The 17364-nt window shown below is 32.5% G+C and carries 16 protein-coding genes; 11 read left to right on the top strand and 5 right to left on the bottom strand.

The window, feature by feature from the left end; genetic code table 11:
• Together ACLHDE_RS08780 and ACLHDE_RS08775 are read right to left on the bottom strand one after the other, a co-directional pair.
• Entirely contained in the window at nucleotides 1–1236 is a 1236-nt protein-coding gene (locus tag ACLHDE_RS08780; protein WP_415396049.1) for a response regulator, read from the bottom strand.
• 296 nt (nucleotides 1237–1532) lie between these two features.
• Nucleotides 1533–2477, bottom strand: coding sequence for a chemotaxis protein CheW (locus ACLHDE_RS08775; protein ID WP_415396048.1), 945 nt, complete (start codon nucleotides 2475–2477; stop codon nucleotides 1533–1535).
• 113 nt (nucleotides 2478–2590) lie between these two features.
• Here ACLHDE_RS08775 and ACLHDE_RS08770 point away from each other — a divergent pair, with 113 nt between their 5' ends.
• Nucleotides 2591–3388 carry an HlyD family efflux transporter periplasmic adaptor subunit gene (locus tag ACLHDE_RS08770; protein WP_415396047.1) on the top strand — a complete coding sequence of 266 codons (798 nt, stop codon included), beginning with the start codon at nucleotides 2591–2593 and terminating at the stop codon, nucleotides 3386–3388.
• Nucleotides 3381–5117: a molybdopterin-dependent oxidoreductase gene (locus ACLHDE_RS08765; protein ID WP_415396046.1), complete on the top strand. Its 1737-nt coding sequence runs from the start codon at nucleotides 3381–3383 to the stop codon at nucleotides 5115–5117. Before ACLHDE_RS08770 ends, ACLHDE_RS08765 begins: the two co-directional genes overlap by 8 nt.
• A gap of 3 nt (nucleotides 5118–5120) precedes the next feature.
• Here ACLHDE_RS08765 and ACLHDE_RS08760 read toward each other — a convergent pair whose 3' ends face one another.
• Complete coding sequence (locus tag ACLHDE_RS08760; RefSeq protein WP_415396045.1) at nucleotides 5121–5342, bottom strand: hypothetical protein; 222 nt, start codon at nucleotides 5340–5342, stop codon at nucleotides 5121–5123.
• Nucleotides 5343–5456: 114 nt separating this feature from the next.
• Between ACLHDE_RS08760 and ACLHDE_RS08755 the strand changes: the two genes are divergently transcribed.
• From ACLHDE_RS08755 to ACLHDE_RS08735, 5 genes are all read left to right on the top strand, one after another.
• Nucleotides 5457–6641: an aspartate aminotransferase family protein gene (locus tag ACLHDE_RS08755; protein WP_415396044.1), complete on the top strand. Its 1185-nt coding sequence runs from the start codon at nucleotides 5457–5459 to the stop codon at nucleotides 6639–6641.
• Nucleotides 6598–7821, top strand: coding sequence for a TolC family protein (locus ACLHDE_RS08750; RefSeq protein WP_415396043.1), 1224 nt, complete (start codon nucleotides 6598–6600; stop codon nucleotides 7819–7821). Before ACLHDE_RS08755 ends, ACLHDE_RS08750 begins: the two co-directional genes overlap by 44 nt.
• Nucleotides 7811–8806: an SAM-dependent methyltransferase gene (locus ACLHDE_RS08745; protein WP_415396042.1), complete on the top strand. Its 996-nt coding sequence runs from the start codon at nucleotides 7811–7813 to the stop codon at nucleotides 8804–8806. Before ACLHDE_RS08750 ends, ACLHDE_RS08745 begins: the two co-directional genes overlap by 11 nt.
• 74 nt (nucleotides 8807–8880) lie before the next feature.
• Nucleotides 8881–9348, top strand: coding sequence for a Cys-tRNA(Pro) deacylase (gene ybaK, locus ACLHDE_RS08740; protein ID WP_415396041.1), 468 nt, complete (start codon nucleotides 8881–8883; stop codon nucleotides 9346–9348).
• 125 nt (nucleotides 9349–9473) lie between these two features.
• Nucleotides 9474–9890, top strand: coding sequence for a hypothetical protein (locus ACLHDE_RS08735; protein ID WP_415396040.1), 417 nt, complete (start codon nucleotides 9474–9476; stop codon nucleotides 9888–9890).
• A gap of 289 nt (nucleotides 9891–10179) precedes the next feature.
• On the opposite strand, the gene ACLHDE_RS08730 is transcribed toward ACLHDE_RS08735, so the two are convergent.
• On the bottom strand, nucleotides 10180–11367 hold the full coding sequence (locus tag ACLHDE_RS08730) for a murein transglycosylase domain-containing protein (protein WP_415396039.1): 1188 nt from the start codon (nucleotides 11365–11367) through the stop codon (nucleotides 10180–10182).
• Between the two features lie 3 nt (nucleotides 11368–11370).
• Nucleotides 11371–11727 (bottom strand): histidine triad nucleotide-binding protein, encoded by a 357-nt coding sequence (locus ACLHDE_RS08725; RefSeq protein WP_415396038.1) that lies wholly within the window; start codon nucleotides 11725–11727, stop codon nucleotides 11371–11373.
• Between the two features lie 125 nt (nucleotides 11728–11852).
• Here ACLHDE_RS08725 and pheS point away from each other — a divergent pair, with 125 nt between their 5' ends.
• From pheS to ACLHDE_RS08705, 4 genes are read left to right on the top strand one after another with little or no spacing between them, the layout of a single operon-like run.
• On the top strand, nucleotides 11853–12857 hold the full coding sequence (gene pheS / locus ACLHDE_RS08720; RefSeq protein ID WP_415396037.1) for a phenylalanine--tRNA ligase subunit alpha: 1005 nt from the start codon (nucleotides 11853–11855) through the stop codon (nucleotides 12855–12857).
• Nucleotides 12854–15187, top strand: coding sequence for a phenylalanine--tRNA ligase subunit beta (gene pheT, locus ACLHDE_RS08715; RefSeq protein WP_415396036.1), 2334 nt, complete (start codon nucleotides 12854–12856; stop codon nucleotides 15185–15187). Before pheS ends, pheT begins: the two co-directional genes overlap by 4 nt.
• Entirely contained in the window at nucleotides 15184–16488 is a 1305-nt protein-coding gene (gene aroA, locus ACLHDE_RS08710) for a 3-phosphoshikimate 1-carboxyvinyltransferase (protein WP_415396035.1), read from the top strand. The genes pheT and aroA overlap by 4 nt, the downstream gene beginning before the upstream one ends.
• A 36-nt stretch (nucleotides 16489–16524) precedes the next feature.
• Nucleotides 16525–17358 carry a 4-hydroxy-3-methylbut-2-enyl diphosphate reductase gene (locus tag ACLHDE_RS08705; RefSeq protein WP_415396034.1) on the top strand — a complete coding sequence of 278 codons (834 nt, stop codon included), beginning with the start codon at nucleotides 16525–16527 and terminating at the stop codon, nucleotides 17356–17358.
• The last annotated feature ends 6 nt before the right edge of the window (nucleotides 17359–17364 follow it).

Genomic DNA, 17364 nt, shown 5'->3' with positions numbered 1-17364 from the left:
TTAATCCTTTTTTTTTGATTTTGGAATACTTATAGTAAACTCTGCCCCATTAAAAGCTTTAGAATTTTTAACACTTAAAATACCGTTACTATGACGTTCTACAATAGTTTTTGCCATATGAAGTCCAAGCCCAGTTCCATTTTTTTCACTTTTAGTTGAGAAGTATGGTAAAAATATATTATCTATAATATCTTCTGGAATACCACCTGCATTGTCAGTGATACTTACTATAAGGTTATCATCTTTTTGAGTTATTTCAATAGATATCTTTGGATTAACTATCTCTTTATCCAATAAGGCATCTATAGCATTATTAATAATACTAATAAAGACTTGTTTTAACTCACCTTCAAAGGTAAAAACCTCTCTACCAGCAACTGTTAAGCAGCTGTAGTTTACTTCTATATTATTTTCATGTGGATTAATAATTCTAAGTACACTATTCATTGCATTGCAGATATCTACAGCAGTTTTTTCATTGTCAGGACGATAAAAGTTTCTAAAATCATTTACTGTTTTTGAAAGAAATTTAGCCGTATTTTCAATCTTATGAAATGCTCTATTGAAGTCAGTGCTAATTGCTTCAACGGGATTTTCTTTATCATCGTATATACCAAGATCAAATCTTGTCTTTAATCCGGATAAAGTAGTTGTTATGGAAGACAATGGTTGTCTCCATTGATGTGATATCATAGATATCATCTCACCTGTTTGAGCAAGTTTTGATTGTTGAATGAGCATCTTTTCTTGGTCTTGTTTCTCTTTTGTTATTTTTACTATTTCTTTATTTAGTTCATCAGCTTGTTCTAAAAGTAATCTTGACTGGAGAATAATAGAAATTTGTTCTGTGCTTACATGTAAGAAGTTACTTGTTTTAAAAGGTTTTACAATAAAACCGGAAATGTTTAAAGAGAGTAATTCCATGAGTTTTTCAGACTCATTGCCAGCAGAGATTACAATAAACGTTTGTTTTGGGTTTACCTTTTTTACTTCTCGAATTAATTCTATACCATGCATACCTGGCATACTGAGGTCTGTATATATAATGTTGTATTTATTTTGTTTATACATTTCAAGAGCTTGTGTACCACTGTTTGCTATGTCTACAGACTCAAAAAAACGCAGTGCTATTTTTTTGTAACTTTTTGTCAGTTCAACTTCATCATCTACCATCAACACGGAGATATTTAGACACATTTGTTTAAACTGTTCTATATCTTCTTTACTAATATTCATAAAATATCCTATGGTAGCTTTGTTGATATCTAACTTGTGTGTAACTCAATATCTTATCTACTTATTACTTAGTATATTTTAACGTAATTTCACTAAAAAATATACTAAGCTGAGTATAAATTTTTAAGTAGTTTCATTCAGCTATTGGTTATAAAAAATATAGGCTAAGGTAACAGTTAGAGGTGGTAATTAATTAAGCCCAAAAGTTGTCTTGATTTTTCAGACCATTATATTCTACAAAAAAATATGAAGATAAAAAAGTTAGCTTGTCTTAAAAACAAGCTAAATGTGTGTAGTTAACTATGATTATTCATTACTTCTATAATGAGTGGTATTATGTTATGGCTTTTTGTTTTATCTATAAAGCCACTTGCACCAAGCATTTCTGCTTCTCTTTTATTGTTTTCTCCAGTCATAGAGCTATTTACAATTATAGGTATATTTTTAGTAGTAATATCTTTTCTTAATGTCTGAATCACAGTAAAGCCTGACATCTCAGGCATTTCAATATCTGTAATAATAGCCGGAATTATTGACGGGTCTTTCATTTCAAAAATATAATCAACCAGTTTTTTCCCATTATCAAAGAGTTTCATTTTAATTCTAGCATTTTTGAAAATATGTATTAGATGTCTTTGTGCTGTTTTGGAGTCTTCTGCAATTAGTACTTCTCCATCTTTAAGCTTAGCAGGCATAGGTAAGTCTAGGATGTTTTCAGGTGATTCGTGTACATTAACCATCGCTTGGGGAACTACGTCTGCCAAGAGTTTTTCATAGTCTAAGATAAGACATAGACTGCCATCTTCAAGTCTTGTGTCATTCATGACAACACCATCATCTTTTAGTCTGTAGCTATCAGGTGCATGCATCTCATTCCAATTTTTCTTTATAACTCTGTATGCAGACATGATTCTAAGACCTATAATAATTCCATTGAAGTCACAGATAAGGATATTTGATAAAGACATTTCTTTTTTAGTTAGAGTTGTACCTAACCATTGAGGAAGATTCAATATTGGAATTTGAAGTCCACGAAGAATAATAGTCCCTTCTAAAAGAGGATGAGCTGACGGAATTTGAGTCATAAAATGATTCTTAGACTCAACAACTTCTCTAGTCTTAAAAACGTTAATCGCATAAAATGCAGAATCTTCTTTATTGTTGATTCTAAAAACCAAAAGTTGAAGTTCATTATTTTTTGCTAGATTTGTAGTTGCATCTACCTTGGATAAAACAGACATATATACCCTTTAATTAAAACTTCTTAAATAGTACCAAAAATAAAATGAAATTATGCTTCAATGTTAATAATGAAATGGTAAAATATCCTCAATTCTAATAAAGGTATTAAGAAGTGAAAATTTTAACAATTTTATTTTTAACGTTTACTCTGTCGTTTGCTAAAGTATATTATTCAAAAGTTGAGCCCTATGAGCTAAGAAATATATCATCAAATGTTTCTGGACTTGTTCTTTTTATTGATGAAAATATGATAGGAAAAAAGTTAACATCAAAGGCATACATCAATATAGATGATGTTCTCGATAAAAAAGAGCTTTTCTTTGTACAAGAGAAGCTGATATTTTTAAGAGATATGGTCAGTGTTAATGAGAGTGTTTTAAAAAATCTCGAAGAGTCTTTAAAGAAAAAAAGAGCTAACTATAAGAGAATAAAATCTTTAAAAATCAAATCAGTTGTAGAAAAAGACAAAGAGTTCCATGACCTAATAAGTAGTGAAAATCAATTTTTAAATACTCAAAAAGAGATTCAAAATTTAAAGGTTCAAATTACAGATTTAAAACTTAGAGAAGCTCAGCTTGCTAGAAGTGTAGAAGATAAAAATTTAACGGCTAAAGATTTCATACTTTACAGTATTTTAGTTAAAGTGGGTCAGGTTGTCAGTATTGCAACTCCACTTGCTCAAGTTGCAGATACTTCTAAGGCAAAGTTAACTATATATTTAGATGAATCAGATGTATTAGACGCTAAAAAAAGAGTCATTTATATGGATGGTAAAAAAACTGAATATAAAATTTCTAGAATTTTAAATATAGCAGACAGTAAAAATATATCTAAATATATGGCGCAGATAATTATAAAGTCTCCAAAGATATTTTCAAGACTCACAAAGATTGAACTCAGAAATGAATAAAATTACGGCGTGCCCTCTTGATTGTTATGATGCTTGTTCAATAACTTATGATGACGGTAGATTAAAAGGTATTAAAATAGGACATACAAAAGGTTTTTTATGTCCACATATGAATCATTATAACAATCACAAAAATATTAAAACACCTAGGTACAAAGGTAAAGAAATCACTATGGAGGGGGCACTTATCCATTTGGCTCAGATGCTGCGTGAATCAAATCCTTCTGAGATATTGCACTATAGAGGAAGTGGAAACTTTGCTCTGATGCAAGAGGTAAGTGATCATTTTTTTGCATCTTATGGAGCTACTTTAACAGATGGAACTTTGTGCGATGGAGCAGGGGAAGCTGGAATAGTTGAGGGCAGAGGTTCAAACAAAAATATGCCACTCTCTGAGATAGCAAAATCTGAGGTAGTTATATTTTGGGGCAGAAATCCACATACAACTTCTAGTCATATCCTCCCACTTATCAAAGATAAAACTATTATAGTTATAGACCCTTTAAAAACTAAGATAGCAAAAATGGCAGATTTACATATTCAGATAAAACCACGAGGGGACCTTTCTCTTGCGATGTTACTTAGTAGATTTTTACATATAGAACATAACTGTGATGAAGAATATTTAAAAGAGCATGCACCTGAATATGAAGAGTATTATGAGTTGACACAAACTGTAAGAATCAAAGCTACTCTTGACGATATAGATGTGACTCTTGGTCAAATAGGTGATATATTAGCTCTTGTTAAAGATAAAAAAGTTGCCATTGTTTGTGGTGTCGGAATACAGAAGTATAGAAATGGAGCTGATGTTCTAAGAGCCATAGATGCTTTTGGGGTTATGCTTGGTCTTTTTGGTAAAGAGGGATGTGGAGTCGCTTACTTGGGTAACTCAAAAGAGCATATAACTTCACCATTTAACTCATCACCAAAGAGAGTATCAAAGGTTAACACAGAGTTCTCTAACTTTAAAACTGTGTTTATTCAAGGAGCAAACCCGCTCTCTCAGATGCCAGATAGTTTGAGAGTAAAAGAGTCCATCAGTCAAAGTGAAAATGTAGTATATTTTGGGCTTTTTGAGAATGAGACAAGCGAGGTTGCAGATTTAGTAATTCCTGCAAAGAGTTTTTTGCATAAAAATGATGTTAGAACATCATACTCTCATAATGCCATGATGACAATGGACAAAATTTCAGATATAGATGAAGGAATAAGTGAATATGACTTAAGCGCTTATTTGTGTAAATATTTTAATGTTTCTATTGAGAGTGAAGAGTTTTATTTAAACCATTTTAAAAACTTTGCAGTTCAAAAGACGGATGGCATCTGGTATGTTCAAGGCAGAGAAGAGATTCCATACAAAGAAGGTTTCGATACAGATGACAGTGAGTTTTTATTTCTGGATGAGTTTGAAGCTGAGATGCAAAAAAATGACAAACTGCATCTAATCACTTCTAAGAGTGTTATGAGCTTAAACTCTCAGTTTAACCGTGAACAGAATGTATATCTTCACAGCTCTTTAGGCTTTAAAGAGAATGAAATAGTAAGAATATCTTCCGTATCAGGAAGTGTAGATTTGAAAGTTAAGCTAAATAATGACTTAAGAGAGGATTGTGTATTAATTTTCAGCGGCACAAAAGGTGTTAATAATTTAACATCTTCAAAACACTCGTACGAAGGTAAAAGTGCGATTTATCAGGAAAATAGAGTAGAACTTACTAAAGTTTAATCTCTAATAATCATCTTCACGCGAGTAACTAAAAGATGTTTCAGATTCTTCGATAATCTCTTTTTTTGGAGTGATTTTTTCAACAGTTTCTTTAGGTTCAAGGTTTTTTTCTGATGGAGGAGTATAAAATGGACTATCTTCTTCAAATCCAATTTGCATGTTTGAACAAGCTGAAAATAATATAGTTGTTATTACTAAAGTCAGTCTATATGCTAGTGATTTCAAAAAAAACCTTTTATTTGTGTGTAGCATGATATAAGATAATATATTAAAAATTGATTATATAAAATTTTTAGTCATTTATACTATAATACATTAATAATTTTAGAGGTATAAATAATGAGTAATATAAAAGAATTAGATAAAAAATATGTTTTACCTACATACGCGAGAGCAGATGTAGAGTTTGTGAGTGGAAATAATGCAAGATTGCTAGATGCTGAAGGCAAGAAGTATATAGATTTTACTTCTGGTATTGGTGTTGTTAGCGTAGGTCATGCAAATAAAAGAGTCAATAGTGCAATTTGTGAACAACTATCAAAAATTACACATATCTCAAACCTTTATAATATTGCACCACAGGCTAAGGCTGCACAAAAGATAGTTGAAGCAAGTGGCTTTGATATGCAGTGTTTCTTCGGTAACAGTGGAGCTGAAGCAAATGAGGGTGCTATAAAGATTGCTAGAAAGTACGGTGAGCGCGATGGTGAAATTAAAAGATACAAGATTATTACTCTGCAGCACTCTTTTCATGGCAGAACTATTACAACTGTAAAAGCTACAGGACAGGAGTCTATGCATAATTATTTTGGTCCATTTCCGGATGGTTTTGTATATGCAGATAACATTGACCAAGTAGAGAGCCTCATAGATAATCATACTTCGGCGGTAATGATAGAGCTTGTTCAAGGCGAGGGTGGAGTTCAGCCACAAGACAAAGCCCAAGTTCAAGCTTTAGCAAAGATGCTAAAATCAAAAAATATATTACTTATTGTTGATGAAGTTCAAACAGGTGTTTACAGAACTGGAGAGTTTTTAGCATCTAATCTTTATGAGATTGAGCCAGATATCATTACTTTAGCCAAAGGTCTTGGTGGTGGAGTTCCTATAGGTGTCGTAATGACGTCTCTTAAGGGAGTTTTAACTGCTGGTGATCACGGTTCTACTTTTGGCGGAAACTACTTAAGCACAGCTGCTGCATGTGAAGTGCTAGATGTCTTAAAAGAATATTCTGATAGTGGAGAGTTAGAAAAAAATATAGATTACTTTAATCAAGAGTTAGAAAAATTTTATAGTGCAAATAGAAAAATGTTTACATCTAAAGTAGGCATTGGAATGATGTGTGGACTTAGAGTTAAAAATGCAGAAACCTTAAGTGCAATCATCTCTAATGCAAGAGATGAAGGTGTGATGGTATTAAAAGCTGGAAAAAATACTTTAAGATTTTTGCCACCACTAACAATTACAAGAGAGGAAATAGATGAAGGCTTTAAGTCTCTTAATCGCGCAGTTAATTCTTTGTAGTACAGTTCTTAGTGCTAGTGAAAACAATGATCCGCTAGACTCATATATATCCAAAAATAAAAAAGAGCAGTTCTCTTATGATTATAAAAAAAATGAAGCTGAGAGTTCTAAGCTTCGCGATTCATGGATAGCACCGCTAAACTTACAATACAGCTATTCTGAAAGTGATCCATATAAAAGTGTGCAAACTTCAGAAAATGCTGCTTTAAAAATGGAACAACCTATTTTTCAAAGTGGTGGTATTTACTATGGTATTAAGTTTGCAGAAGCTTCAAGGATATATACGAACTACTCTGTAGATGTTGCAAAAAGAAAGTTGGTAAAAGATGCAATCTCTTTTTTAATGCAGATAAAGCAGATGGATTTAAAAATAGACAAACAAAAATTACAGATAAAAAATTCAGAGATAAACTTAGAGTTGAAAAAAGAGCAGTATTTAAATGGTCAGCTTGATTCTGGCTTTTTGGACAATGCTATTATTGAGAGAAATATTGTAATTCAAGCACTTTATGATATCCAAACAAATAAAGAGAGACTTATCTCACAGTTTCAGGCAATTAGCGATATGCCTTATGAAACTGCTTTAATACCACACTTAAAAATGCTCAATAAAGAGCAGTTTTTAAAGTACAACATAGTTTTAGATATGTCTCAAAGTGATATAGAAAAAAATAGATACAACAAAAATATAATAATAGCCAAATATCTTCCTAAAGTCAGTCTGACTGCTGGTTATAACTGGAGTAAGAGCAATCAGCAGTACTCACCAACATCAGCTTCTATTTTTACAGAAAAAGATTATTATGATTATGGTTTTAAAGCTTACATTCCAATTGATATTAATACTTTTAGGGATATTGAATCTTCAAGGATAGATTTTTTGAAGTCAAAAACAGTCATCGAAGACAAGAAAGTAGAACTTCGTGCACTTTTTGAGCAGGTCATGCAAAACATAAATAACTTTGAGAAAAAAATAGTATTAAGCAGGGAAAATAAAGATATATATGAAAAATTACTTATAGATACAAGAAATCTCTTTAGTGCTGGATATAAAACAAGTTTTGATGTAGAACTATTGGAAAACTCAGTAGGAATCCAAAAAATAGAATCAGAAGTTTTTGAAATGGATAAGCAACTTGAACTACTAACACTTTATGAGATGTATAAAAATGAAATTTAGCGACTATGTGTATGAATGGCTTTATGGTGAAAATGGATACTATGCTACTTATAAAAATATAGGCAAAGATGGTGATTTTTATACAGCGGTAAGTACAAGTAAGTTTTTTGGTGGAACTATTGCAAAACATATTATCTCTTTGGTTGATGAGGGTTTTTTAGAAAAAGATGGGACTATTTGTGAGATTGGTGCTCATCATGGTTACTTTTTAGCTGATGTTATTGAGTTTATAAATACCCTTAGACCAAAACTTCTAAATAGTTTAAAGTTTGTAATCATAGAAAGGTTTGATGAGCTTCAAGAGCAACAAAGAAAGTATTTTAAAGAGTCTTTTGGAGATGTAGTAAGTCTTACTCACCATAAGTCACTTGGTGAATTAAAGTGTAAAAATGCATTTTTCATTGCAAATGAGATATTTGATGCATTTCCTTGTGAACTTTACTATAAAGGTAAAACAGGAAGAGTCGAAGAACATGATGTGAAATTTGACGTAGACAATGACTGGGTAGATGCAAAAGCTAAAAAGTACAACAAAGACAGAGGCGAGATAGCCATAGGTTATGAAGAGTTTGCAAAAGAGATGGCTAACTCATGTGAGAAGTTCGAGTTTATGAGCTTTGACTATGGTGAGATGATAGCTCGTCCCGACTTTTCTATAAGAGTATATGCAAAGCATAAAGTCATACCGTTTTTTGAAGAAGATATAAAACGCGAAGAGCTTTTTAAAAAGTCTGACATAACTTACGATGTTACATTTGAGCATGTAAAAGATGCGTACGTAGATGCAGGAGTGAAGTTCATAGAACTAAAAGCTCAAATGGTAGCTCTTGTAGATATGGGTATACTAAATCTTCTAGAGATGCTAAAAGATAATGCAGATGAAAAAATCTACGAACAAGAACTTCAAAAAGCGAAGATGCTAATCATGCCAAACTTTCTCGGTGAGAGATTTAAAATGATACGGTTTAGGAAGTACAAAAAGTAAAACTTCCACTCATTTTTAATCCTTCGTTTAAGTAATATAGTGTTTTATTAAATAGTTTGAAGTAGGGGAATATAATGACACCAGCTATTGATATAGTGAAGAAAATTAAAATATCTTACAAGGTGCATGAGTATACTCACGATTCATCTCGCGAGTCTTATGGACTAGAAGCAGCTGAAAAATTGGGAATTGATGAGTTTAGAGTATTTAAAACACTAGTTGTTAGATTAGATAATAAAGAGCTAGCTGTTGGAGTGATTCCTGTTTCATCTATGTTGAATATGAAAAAAATTGCAAAAGCTATAGGAGCAAAGAAAGCTATAATGGCGAGCAAATCTGATGTAGAGCGATCAACAGGGTATGTTTTAGGCGGGGTAAGTCCTTTAGGACAGAAAAAACTACTTAAAACTATTATTGATTCATCGGCAGAAAAATATTCCACTATTTATGTAAGTGCTGGACGTCGTGGGGTTGAAATTGAGTTATATCCAAATGATTTACGGAGCTTGCTTAATGGAGTGTTTTATGAATTATCTCAGTAGACACATTTCTAATAAGATAGCTTTAATGAAGACATCAAAAGACCTGCTATAATTATTACAGTGTGTCTATTTTAGGATTTAAACATAGTGAGTAAAGAAATAGAAGATAGTAAATAAGGAAACATATGAATGAAATAAAACTTTTGGTAGAAGATAAAAATTTAGAAACAGTATTGACAATATTAAATAGTTTTAATGAGGGATTAATAAGTGAAATAAAGACTACGCCTAAAGAAGCTGTTCGTGCATGTGATGTAACAAACAATACTAAGGTTAAAGAAAATTATTATTCACCTGATTCTACTTTAAATCGGATAGATATTGATGAAAAAAGAAAAAAGCTTTTTTCTTTTGCATTTATCACATTGATTCTGTTATCTATAGCCGCTGTGTATTTTGAAGCTTATGATGAAACTCCAGTACCGCCTTTTTTAAGAGTTATTTTAGCAGCTTATTGGTCGTATTCATTAGCTGGGGTAATAGTATCAAAGATAGGAAGCGATTATTGGGTATCTAGACTATATTTTAATGTATCAAAGTAATACATAGTACTTATATTTTCTGTACTTGTGTTGTTGCAAAAAAATTCAAATATGATCGAATAGAATATAAATTCTATGACAAAATGCCATTTTTTTTACATTTATTAATTTTATAATATAGAATATAAAAAATAAGATGTAAAGGAGCATATTATGTTAGAAATGGCAACGGTTTTAGTAGCAACAGGAGTATTGATTATAATAGCGTATGAGCTTTCATATTCTATGCAAAAAAGAGAATGGGGAGAAAACTCTAAAAGTGTTTTTTAGAGTTTATCCTATAAATAATTTAACTGCCATATAGCCTATAATAAGAACTCATTCTTTGTGAGACTCTTTTTAAATAGTGCTTTGGCTCTTCATATCTTAAATCTCTCAAAAGCTTATTATAAACTTCTTTAGGTGACTTTTTATTTATAAGTGGTGCCGCCTTTTTCATATTATAATTTCTTGTAAAAGCCCATGCTATGTTTCCCGCACCAGTATTATAAGCGGCTATTGTACAAAATAGTTTAGTGTCTTGATTTTTTATATCTTTTAAATATTTGTAGTAAAGTATATGCAGATATGCAGTACCCATTTTTATATTATTTGAACTGTTGTAAAGATAACTTCCAGAGACAAGTCTTTTCTTTTTGTATAGAAATTTATAAGTATCTATACCTGCTGTTCTTGGTACGATCTGCATAAGTCCATATGCAGGTATATGAGATCTTGCTCTTGGATTGAAACTACTCTCAGTGTGCATAACAGCAAAAACTAAGGACATTGGAAGTCTTTGAAGTTTTGCATTCTTTTTCACTTCTTCGTAGTATATTTTTGATCTTTTAATCATTGTGTCTTTAGGAAGTGCTACGTTGAGCGAATAGATTTTTGCATGTTTTATTTTTGTTGATTTTTTGGCTTTAATCTTGTCATATTTTACATACTTGTTTACATAAGCATTTACGCTTGCTTGTGTGGGTGGATTTTTAAAGACTATAGTAGATAAAATTGGTTCTGCTTTAACTTCTCCACCAACAACGCCAATGGGCTTCTTTATCTTTGATAGTCTTTTTTCTAAAGGGTCTGTTTCTTGAACTGTTTTTGTATCTACTGTTACAACTTTTGCAAGTGCCACCTGAAGTTTTTGTTTTGCTTCTTGGGGCGATGAAGCTATAGTCTCTATAGTTATAGTCTCTTTAGAAAAATCTACATCTGTTCTTGTTTTTTTATCTTCTGTGTAAGAGACCCATTTTTTCTTAGTAGATATTTTTGGCTCATCCCAAAAAACACCAATCTCTTTTTTATAAGCTTTGTAAGCTTTGTTCTGTTCTTTTTGGTAGGTGTCAAACTCTTCTTCTTGACTCTTTTTATAGATGCCAAACTGTTTTTTTTCTTTATTGAAACCTTGCATCTGCTGGTTCTTAAAATCTTGAGCACTTTGCGCTATAAGCATAGAGGCAACACATATAATAAGTAGTAGTTTTTTTAACATTTTTTAGAAGTGACCTTTAGGATCTGCATCACTAAAGTGACCCCATTTTAGTTTGGCTCCACCTAACACATGAAAGTGTAAATGCTTAACCTCTTGTCCTCCGTTATCTCCAATATTTGTTATAATTCTATATCCACTTTCTTCTATTTTAACTTCTTGTACAATCTTTTGTATGAACACTGTCATGTTTGACATCATCTCCGCACTTACATCATTAAAACTATCTACATGGATTTTCGGTATTGCTAATATATGAAGTGGAGCTTTTGGGTTGATATCATGAAATGCGATGAAATTATCATCTTCTAGAATAATATTTGAGGGTATCTCTTTATTTACAATTTTACAAAATAAACACATTTTTTTTCCTTTTATATTGAGGTTTATAGGTAAATTATAGCATATAAAATGATAAATGAAGCTATATATAAATTATATTTGACTATAATCTATTTTAAAATTTAAGAGGGTGAAGCCTCGCAATTATGGAGACTCTATTGAAAGAGTGGTATGACAAAATAAAAGAAGCGCAGAGTGTAGAAAATCTTGAAGAGATTCGCATTTGTGTTTTTGGAAAAAAAGGTGTTCTTGCAGCAGAGTTTGCTAAGATGAAAACAGCACCAAATGAAGAAAAATCGAAAATAGCACAAGATTTAAACACACATAAGAGTTCATTGATGAATGAGCTTTCAGCCAGAAGAATAACCCTGCAAACTATAGAGTTACAAAAATCTATGAAAGCTGAAGCTATTGATGTTTCGATGTTTAGTGTTGGCTCTGAAGCCGGTGCATTACATCCAGTTATGGAGACAATGGATAGAATAGTAGAGTATTTTTCTGCTATGAATTTTGCTGTTAAAACTGGAAATATGGTAGAAGATGATTTTAATAATTTTGAAGCACTAAACCTACCAAAATATCATCCGGCAAGAGATATGCAAGATACATTTTACTTTAAAGATGAGATGCTACTTCGTACTCATACTTCTCCTGTTCAAATAAGAACTATGATGAGTCAAAAACCACCAATTCGTATGATAGCTCCAGGTGCCGTATTTCGTCGTGATTATGACATAACTCATACACCTATGTTTCATCAAGTGGAAGGACTTCTAGTTGATGAAGAAGGTAAAGTCTCTTTTGCAAATTTGAAATATATAATGGAAGATTTTTTGAAGTATATGTTTGGTGATGTAGAAGTGCGTTTTCGCCCTTCTTTCTTCCCTTTCACAGAACCTTCCTCTGAGGTAGATATCTCATGTGTTTTTTGTAAAGGTGAGGGCTGTAGAGTATGTTCTAAAACTGGATGGATAGAGATATTAGGATGTGGTATAGTTGATTCAAATGTTTTTAAAGCTGTTAAGTATGAAAATGTTAGCGGATACGCATTTGGTTTAGGAGTTGAAAGAATGGCAATGTTGATTCATCATATTGGAGATCTTCGTTCACTATTTGAGGGAGATATTAAGTTGTTGGAGCAGTTTCAATGATAGTTACTAGAAGTTGGCTAAATGAATGGATTGATTTAGATGGTATATCTACAGATGATTTAGCAAAAACATTCAATACCATAGGTTTAGAAGTAGATCGTATTCATAGTTATGAGATTCCTAAAAAGATAATCGTAGGTAAAGTTTTAGAGTGTGAAAAACATCCAGATGCAGATAAATTAAACGTTTGTAAAGTGGATATCGGAACAAGTATTCGTCAGATTGTTTGTGGTGCTTCAAATGTTAGAGAAGGACTCGATGTTGTAGTTGCTACAATCGGTGCTGTAATGCCAAATGATACAGTTATCAAGCCTGTAAAACTTCGTGGTGTTGAGTCTGAGGGAATGATCTGTTCTGCAGGTGAAATTGGTCTTGAAGATTGTCAAAGTGGAATCATTGAGTTAGATAGTAGCCTCGGTAAGTATGAACTTGGTCAAGAAGTCTCTACTCTTGCTACACTCAGTGATGATTTAATAGAGATAGAATTAACTGCAAATCGTGGTGATTGTCTAAGTATTAGAGGTGTTGCAAGAGATTTAAGTGCTGCATATGATAGACCTATTAGAGAAACCAACATCAATGAAGATGAAGACAGAAGAGTTGGGATAGGGCGTATATTAAGTCTTTCTTATGAAAATGGGCTAGATGTGAATCTTCGCTATAGAGCAGTTGATTTAAAAGACTTGAATCTTCCTTTTATTGTAAAACTAAGATTAGCACAGATAGAAGACTCTAGAGAAACAGACATAGAGTCGTTAATGCTTTATGTAACTCATAGTAGCGGTGTAATTTTAAGAGCATATAATTATGGTTTTTTCTGCGCAGAAAATGAAACTATGGCAAAAGTTGAACTTAAAAACGATGAAAATGGTTATGCATCTATAATGTCAACGGTTAAAGCTTCAACAGTTGGAATAATTCAAGAAGATATATCTAAAGTGACTTATGATGAAGGAACTGTTCTTATAGAAGCTAGCTATATTCCACCAGATATCATCTCTAAAAGAATGCAAGAAAGTAAAATAGACTCTGGTCCAATGTACTATAGAACTTCAAGAGGGAGTGAACCTGAACTAAACCAAGGTCTTGACTTCTGTTTGAATCTGATAGAGTCAAATTCCTCGTCATCTGTTTTTGGTGGTACCATTGAGCTTTGTGACTCTTATGAAAATAAAATTGTAACCATTACAAAACAAGAAATTGATGATATTATCGGTGCCAAGATAGATAAGATTAGAATAACTAAGATTTTAAGAAATCTTGGGTTTGGTACAACTAAATCATCAGCAGAAAATTTTGTAATTTCTGTGCCTAGATTCCGTCATGATATCTCTAATAAACAAGATATTGTTGAAGAGATTGTTCGTCTTGTCGGAATTGACAATATACCTTCGAAACCTTTTATTTTTACAGAAGCTTCAAGACTTGAAGATGACTATTTTGCATATAAAAAAAGAAGTGTATATAGACATAAAGCGGCTCAAAGTGGCTTTTTTGAGGCTATCGCTTTTGTTTTTGATGAGAAAAAAGTTCTTGATAGATATGGATTTGAGACACTAGATGAAAAGCTAGAGCTTTTAAACCCAATTACAAATACTTTTGATACGCTAAGAACAACTTTGATGACTGGACTATTAAAAGCAGCTTCACAAAATATTAAAAATGGTCTATCTTCAGTTAGACTTTTTGAAATTGGTTCTGTATTTAACTCTAAAAGAGAAGAGTCACTGAAAATGTCTATGCTTTTTAGTGGAGATGCTCACAAAGAGAGTCTTGCAAATGCCGGAAAACCGCAAAAAATTGATTTTGCTTTTTTTACGCAGAAAATTTCTGATATTATTGGAGAGTTTGAACTTCGTCAATATGAGACAAAACATAGACTTTCACATCTATATCAAAGTGCAGAAATATTGCAAAAAGGTGAGGTAATCGGAGAACTGTTTCGTGTTCATCCAACTGTTGAAGATAGTTATGGACTAGATGCAACTTTTATATGTGAACTTGATTTTCCTAAGCTTCCATACGAACTTAAGATTGCAAAAAAATCATCAAAATATCAAGCTTCTTTTAGAGATTTAAGTATTATAATGCCTAAAGAGATGAGCTATGAAAAAGTCAAGAATGTAATAGAAACACACGCAAGTGAAGAACTTATAAGATTTTATCCGGTTGACAGATATAGTGATGAGTCATTGGGTGAAAACATGAGTCTCTCTATTCGTTTTATGCTTCAATCAAATGATAAAACACTCGAAGAAGAAGATATAACTTCATCTATGGATGCAATTTTAAAAGCACTTGGCAGTGAACTGGGAATCGGACTGAGATGAGCAGTGTAAAGGTAAGTAAAGCAAATAAGTTTTCATTGAAGCTAGAGAAAATAGCTCCAGATAAATCTATCTCGCATCGTTGTGCTATGTTTGCAATGCTTGGCTCAGGAACTAGTGAAATTAGTAACTTTTTAAGAGCAGAAGATACACTAAACTCTTTAGAGATTGTAAAAAATCTGGGAGCTACAGTTGAAGATGATGGAGAGACTATAAAAATATCTTCTGATGGTATAAAAGAGCCGTTTGAAATATTAGATTGTGGTAACTCCGGAACTGGTATGAGACTTTTCTGCGGCTTACTTAGTTCAGCTAATGGACACTTTGTTTTAACTGGTGATAAATACCTGCGTAAAAGACCAATGAAACGTGTTACAAACCCTCTTCGTGAAATAGGTGCAGTTATAGATGGAAGAGAAGATTCTAACCTAGCACCGCTTAGTATCCGTGGAGCATCTCTTAAAGCATTTGATTATGAGAGCCGCATAGCATCTGCTCAAGTAAAATCATGTATGATATTAGCAGCTCTAAGAGCTGATGGAACTTGTTCTTATACTGAACCGGAACTATCTCGTGATCATACTGAGAGAATGTTAAAAGGTATGGGTGCTGATATAGTTGTAGATGGTCTTAAAACTACAATAAATCCTATGAAAGAACTTCTTTCTCCTCTTACTATTAGAGTTCCCGCTGACCCCTCAAGTGCATTTTTCTTTGCGGTTGCAGCGGCTATTACGCCAGATTCTGACATTATTTTAGAGGGTGTAACTCTTAATCCTACGCGTATAGAAGCGTTTAAAGCCTTAGAGAGAATGGGTGCAGATATCAGTTATGAGTTAACTGACAACAGGTATGAGCCTATCGGAGATATTCATGTTAAGTATGCTCCTCTTCACGGAATTACTGTTGAAGACAATATTTCATGGCTTATAGATGAACTACCAGCTCTCTCAATTGCATTTGCATGTGCTAGAGGTGAGTCTATTGTTAAAAATGCTGAGGAACTTCGTGTAAAAGAAAGTGATAGAATCTCTACCGTTGTAGAAGGTCTTCGCACTGCAGGCATTGAAGTTCACGAATACAAAGATGGATACAGAGTTGTTGGTGGTGAGCTAAAGAGTGCTACTGTAGATAGTGATGGAGATCATAGAATAGCTATGAGTTTTATTATTGCCGGTCTTAGATGCGGGATGACTGTAACTGATTTAGAGTGTATAAATACATCATTTCCAAACTTTTTTGAACTATTGCAAAAAATTACTAGTATTGAACTTGATATTGATGAAAGAATAAAAAAATCATAGCCGATAGGCGTAGCTTTAGTGAAGGAGACAGATATTATGCACATTGAACTTGCTGAGAATTACGGATTTTGTTTTGGAGTTAAGAGAGCTATTAAAATAGCAGAAGAGAATAAAAATGCTTCTACTTACGGTCCTCTTATTCATAACTCTAAAGAAATCGCTCGACTTGAAAAAGATTTTAAAGTTGGTCTTACAGATGACCATAAAAGTTTTAATTCTGGAGATAAAGCGGTAATCCGTACTCATGGTATCCCAAAAAATGAACTTCAAGAGCTAAAAGATAATAGTGTTAATGTTGTAGATGCAACATGCCCATATGTAACAAAACCACAGCAAATTTGTCAGGAGATGAGTGAAGCTGGTTATGACATAATTATTTTCGGTGATGAAGCTCATCCTGAGATAAAAGGTGTTAAAAGTTACGCTACTTACGGGGCGACAGTTGTCACCTGTCCTAAGGATTTAGAAGACTTAAAACTAAAAGAGAGAATAGCTTTAGTTGCTCAAACAACCAGAAAAGTTGAAGATTATATGGAAGTAGCTAACTATCTTATACCAAGACATAAAGAGGTAAGGGTTTTTAACACTATTTGTAACGCAACTTTTGAAAATCAAGAAGCTGTTAGAAAAATTTCTAAAAAAGCTGATATTATGATTATTATAGGTGGGAAAAACTCATCAAATACAAAACAACTCTTTAGCATCTCAGATGATTATTGTCAAAGTAGTTACCATATAGAAGATGAAAATGATTTAGATTATGATTGGTTTAATGATAAAACATTTTGCGGAATAAGTGCAGGTGCATCTACTCCTGATTGGATTATTCAAAATGTAGTCAACTCTATCCAAAAGAATGTTAATAAATAACTTTAT

Source organism: Sulfurimonas iocasae, assembly GCF_047716755.1.
Taxonomy (GTDB): domain Bacteria; phylum Campylobacterota; class Campylobacteria; order Campylobacterales; family Sulfurimonadaceae; genus Sulfurimonas.
Note: the sequence above shows the minus strand (reverse complement) of the source record. Positions and strands in the feature narration are given on the sequence as shown.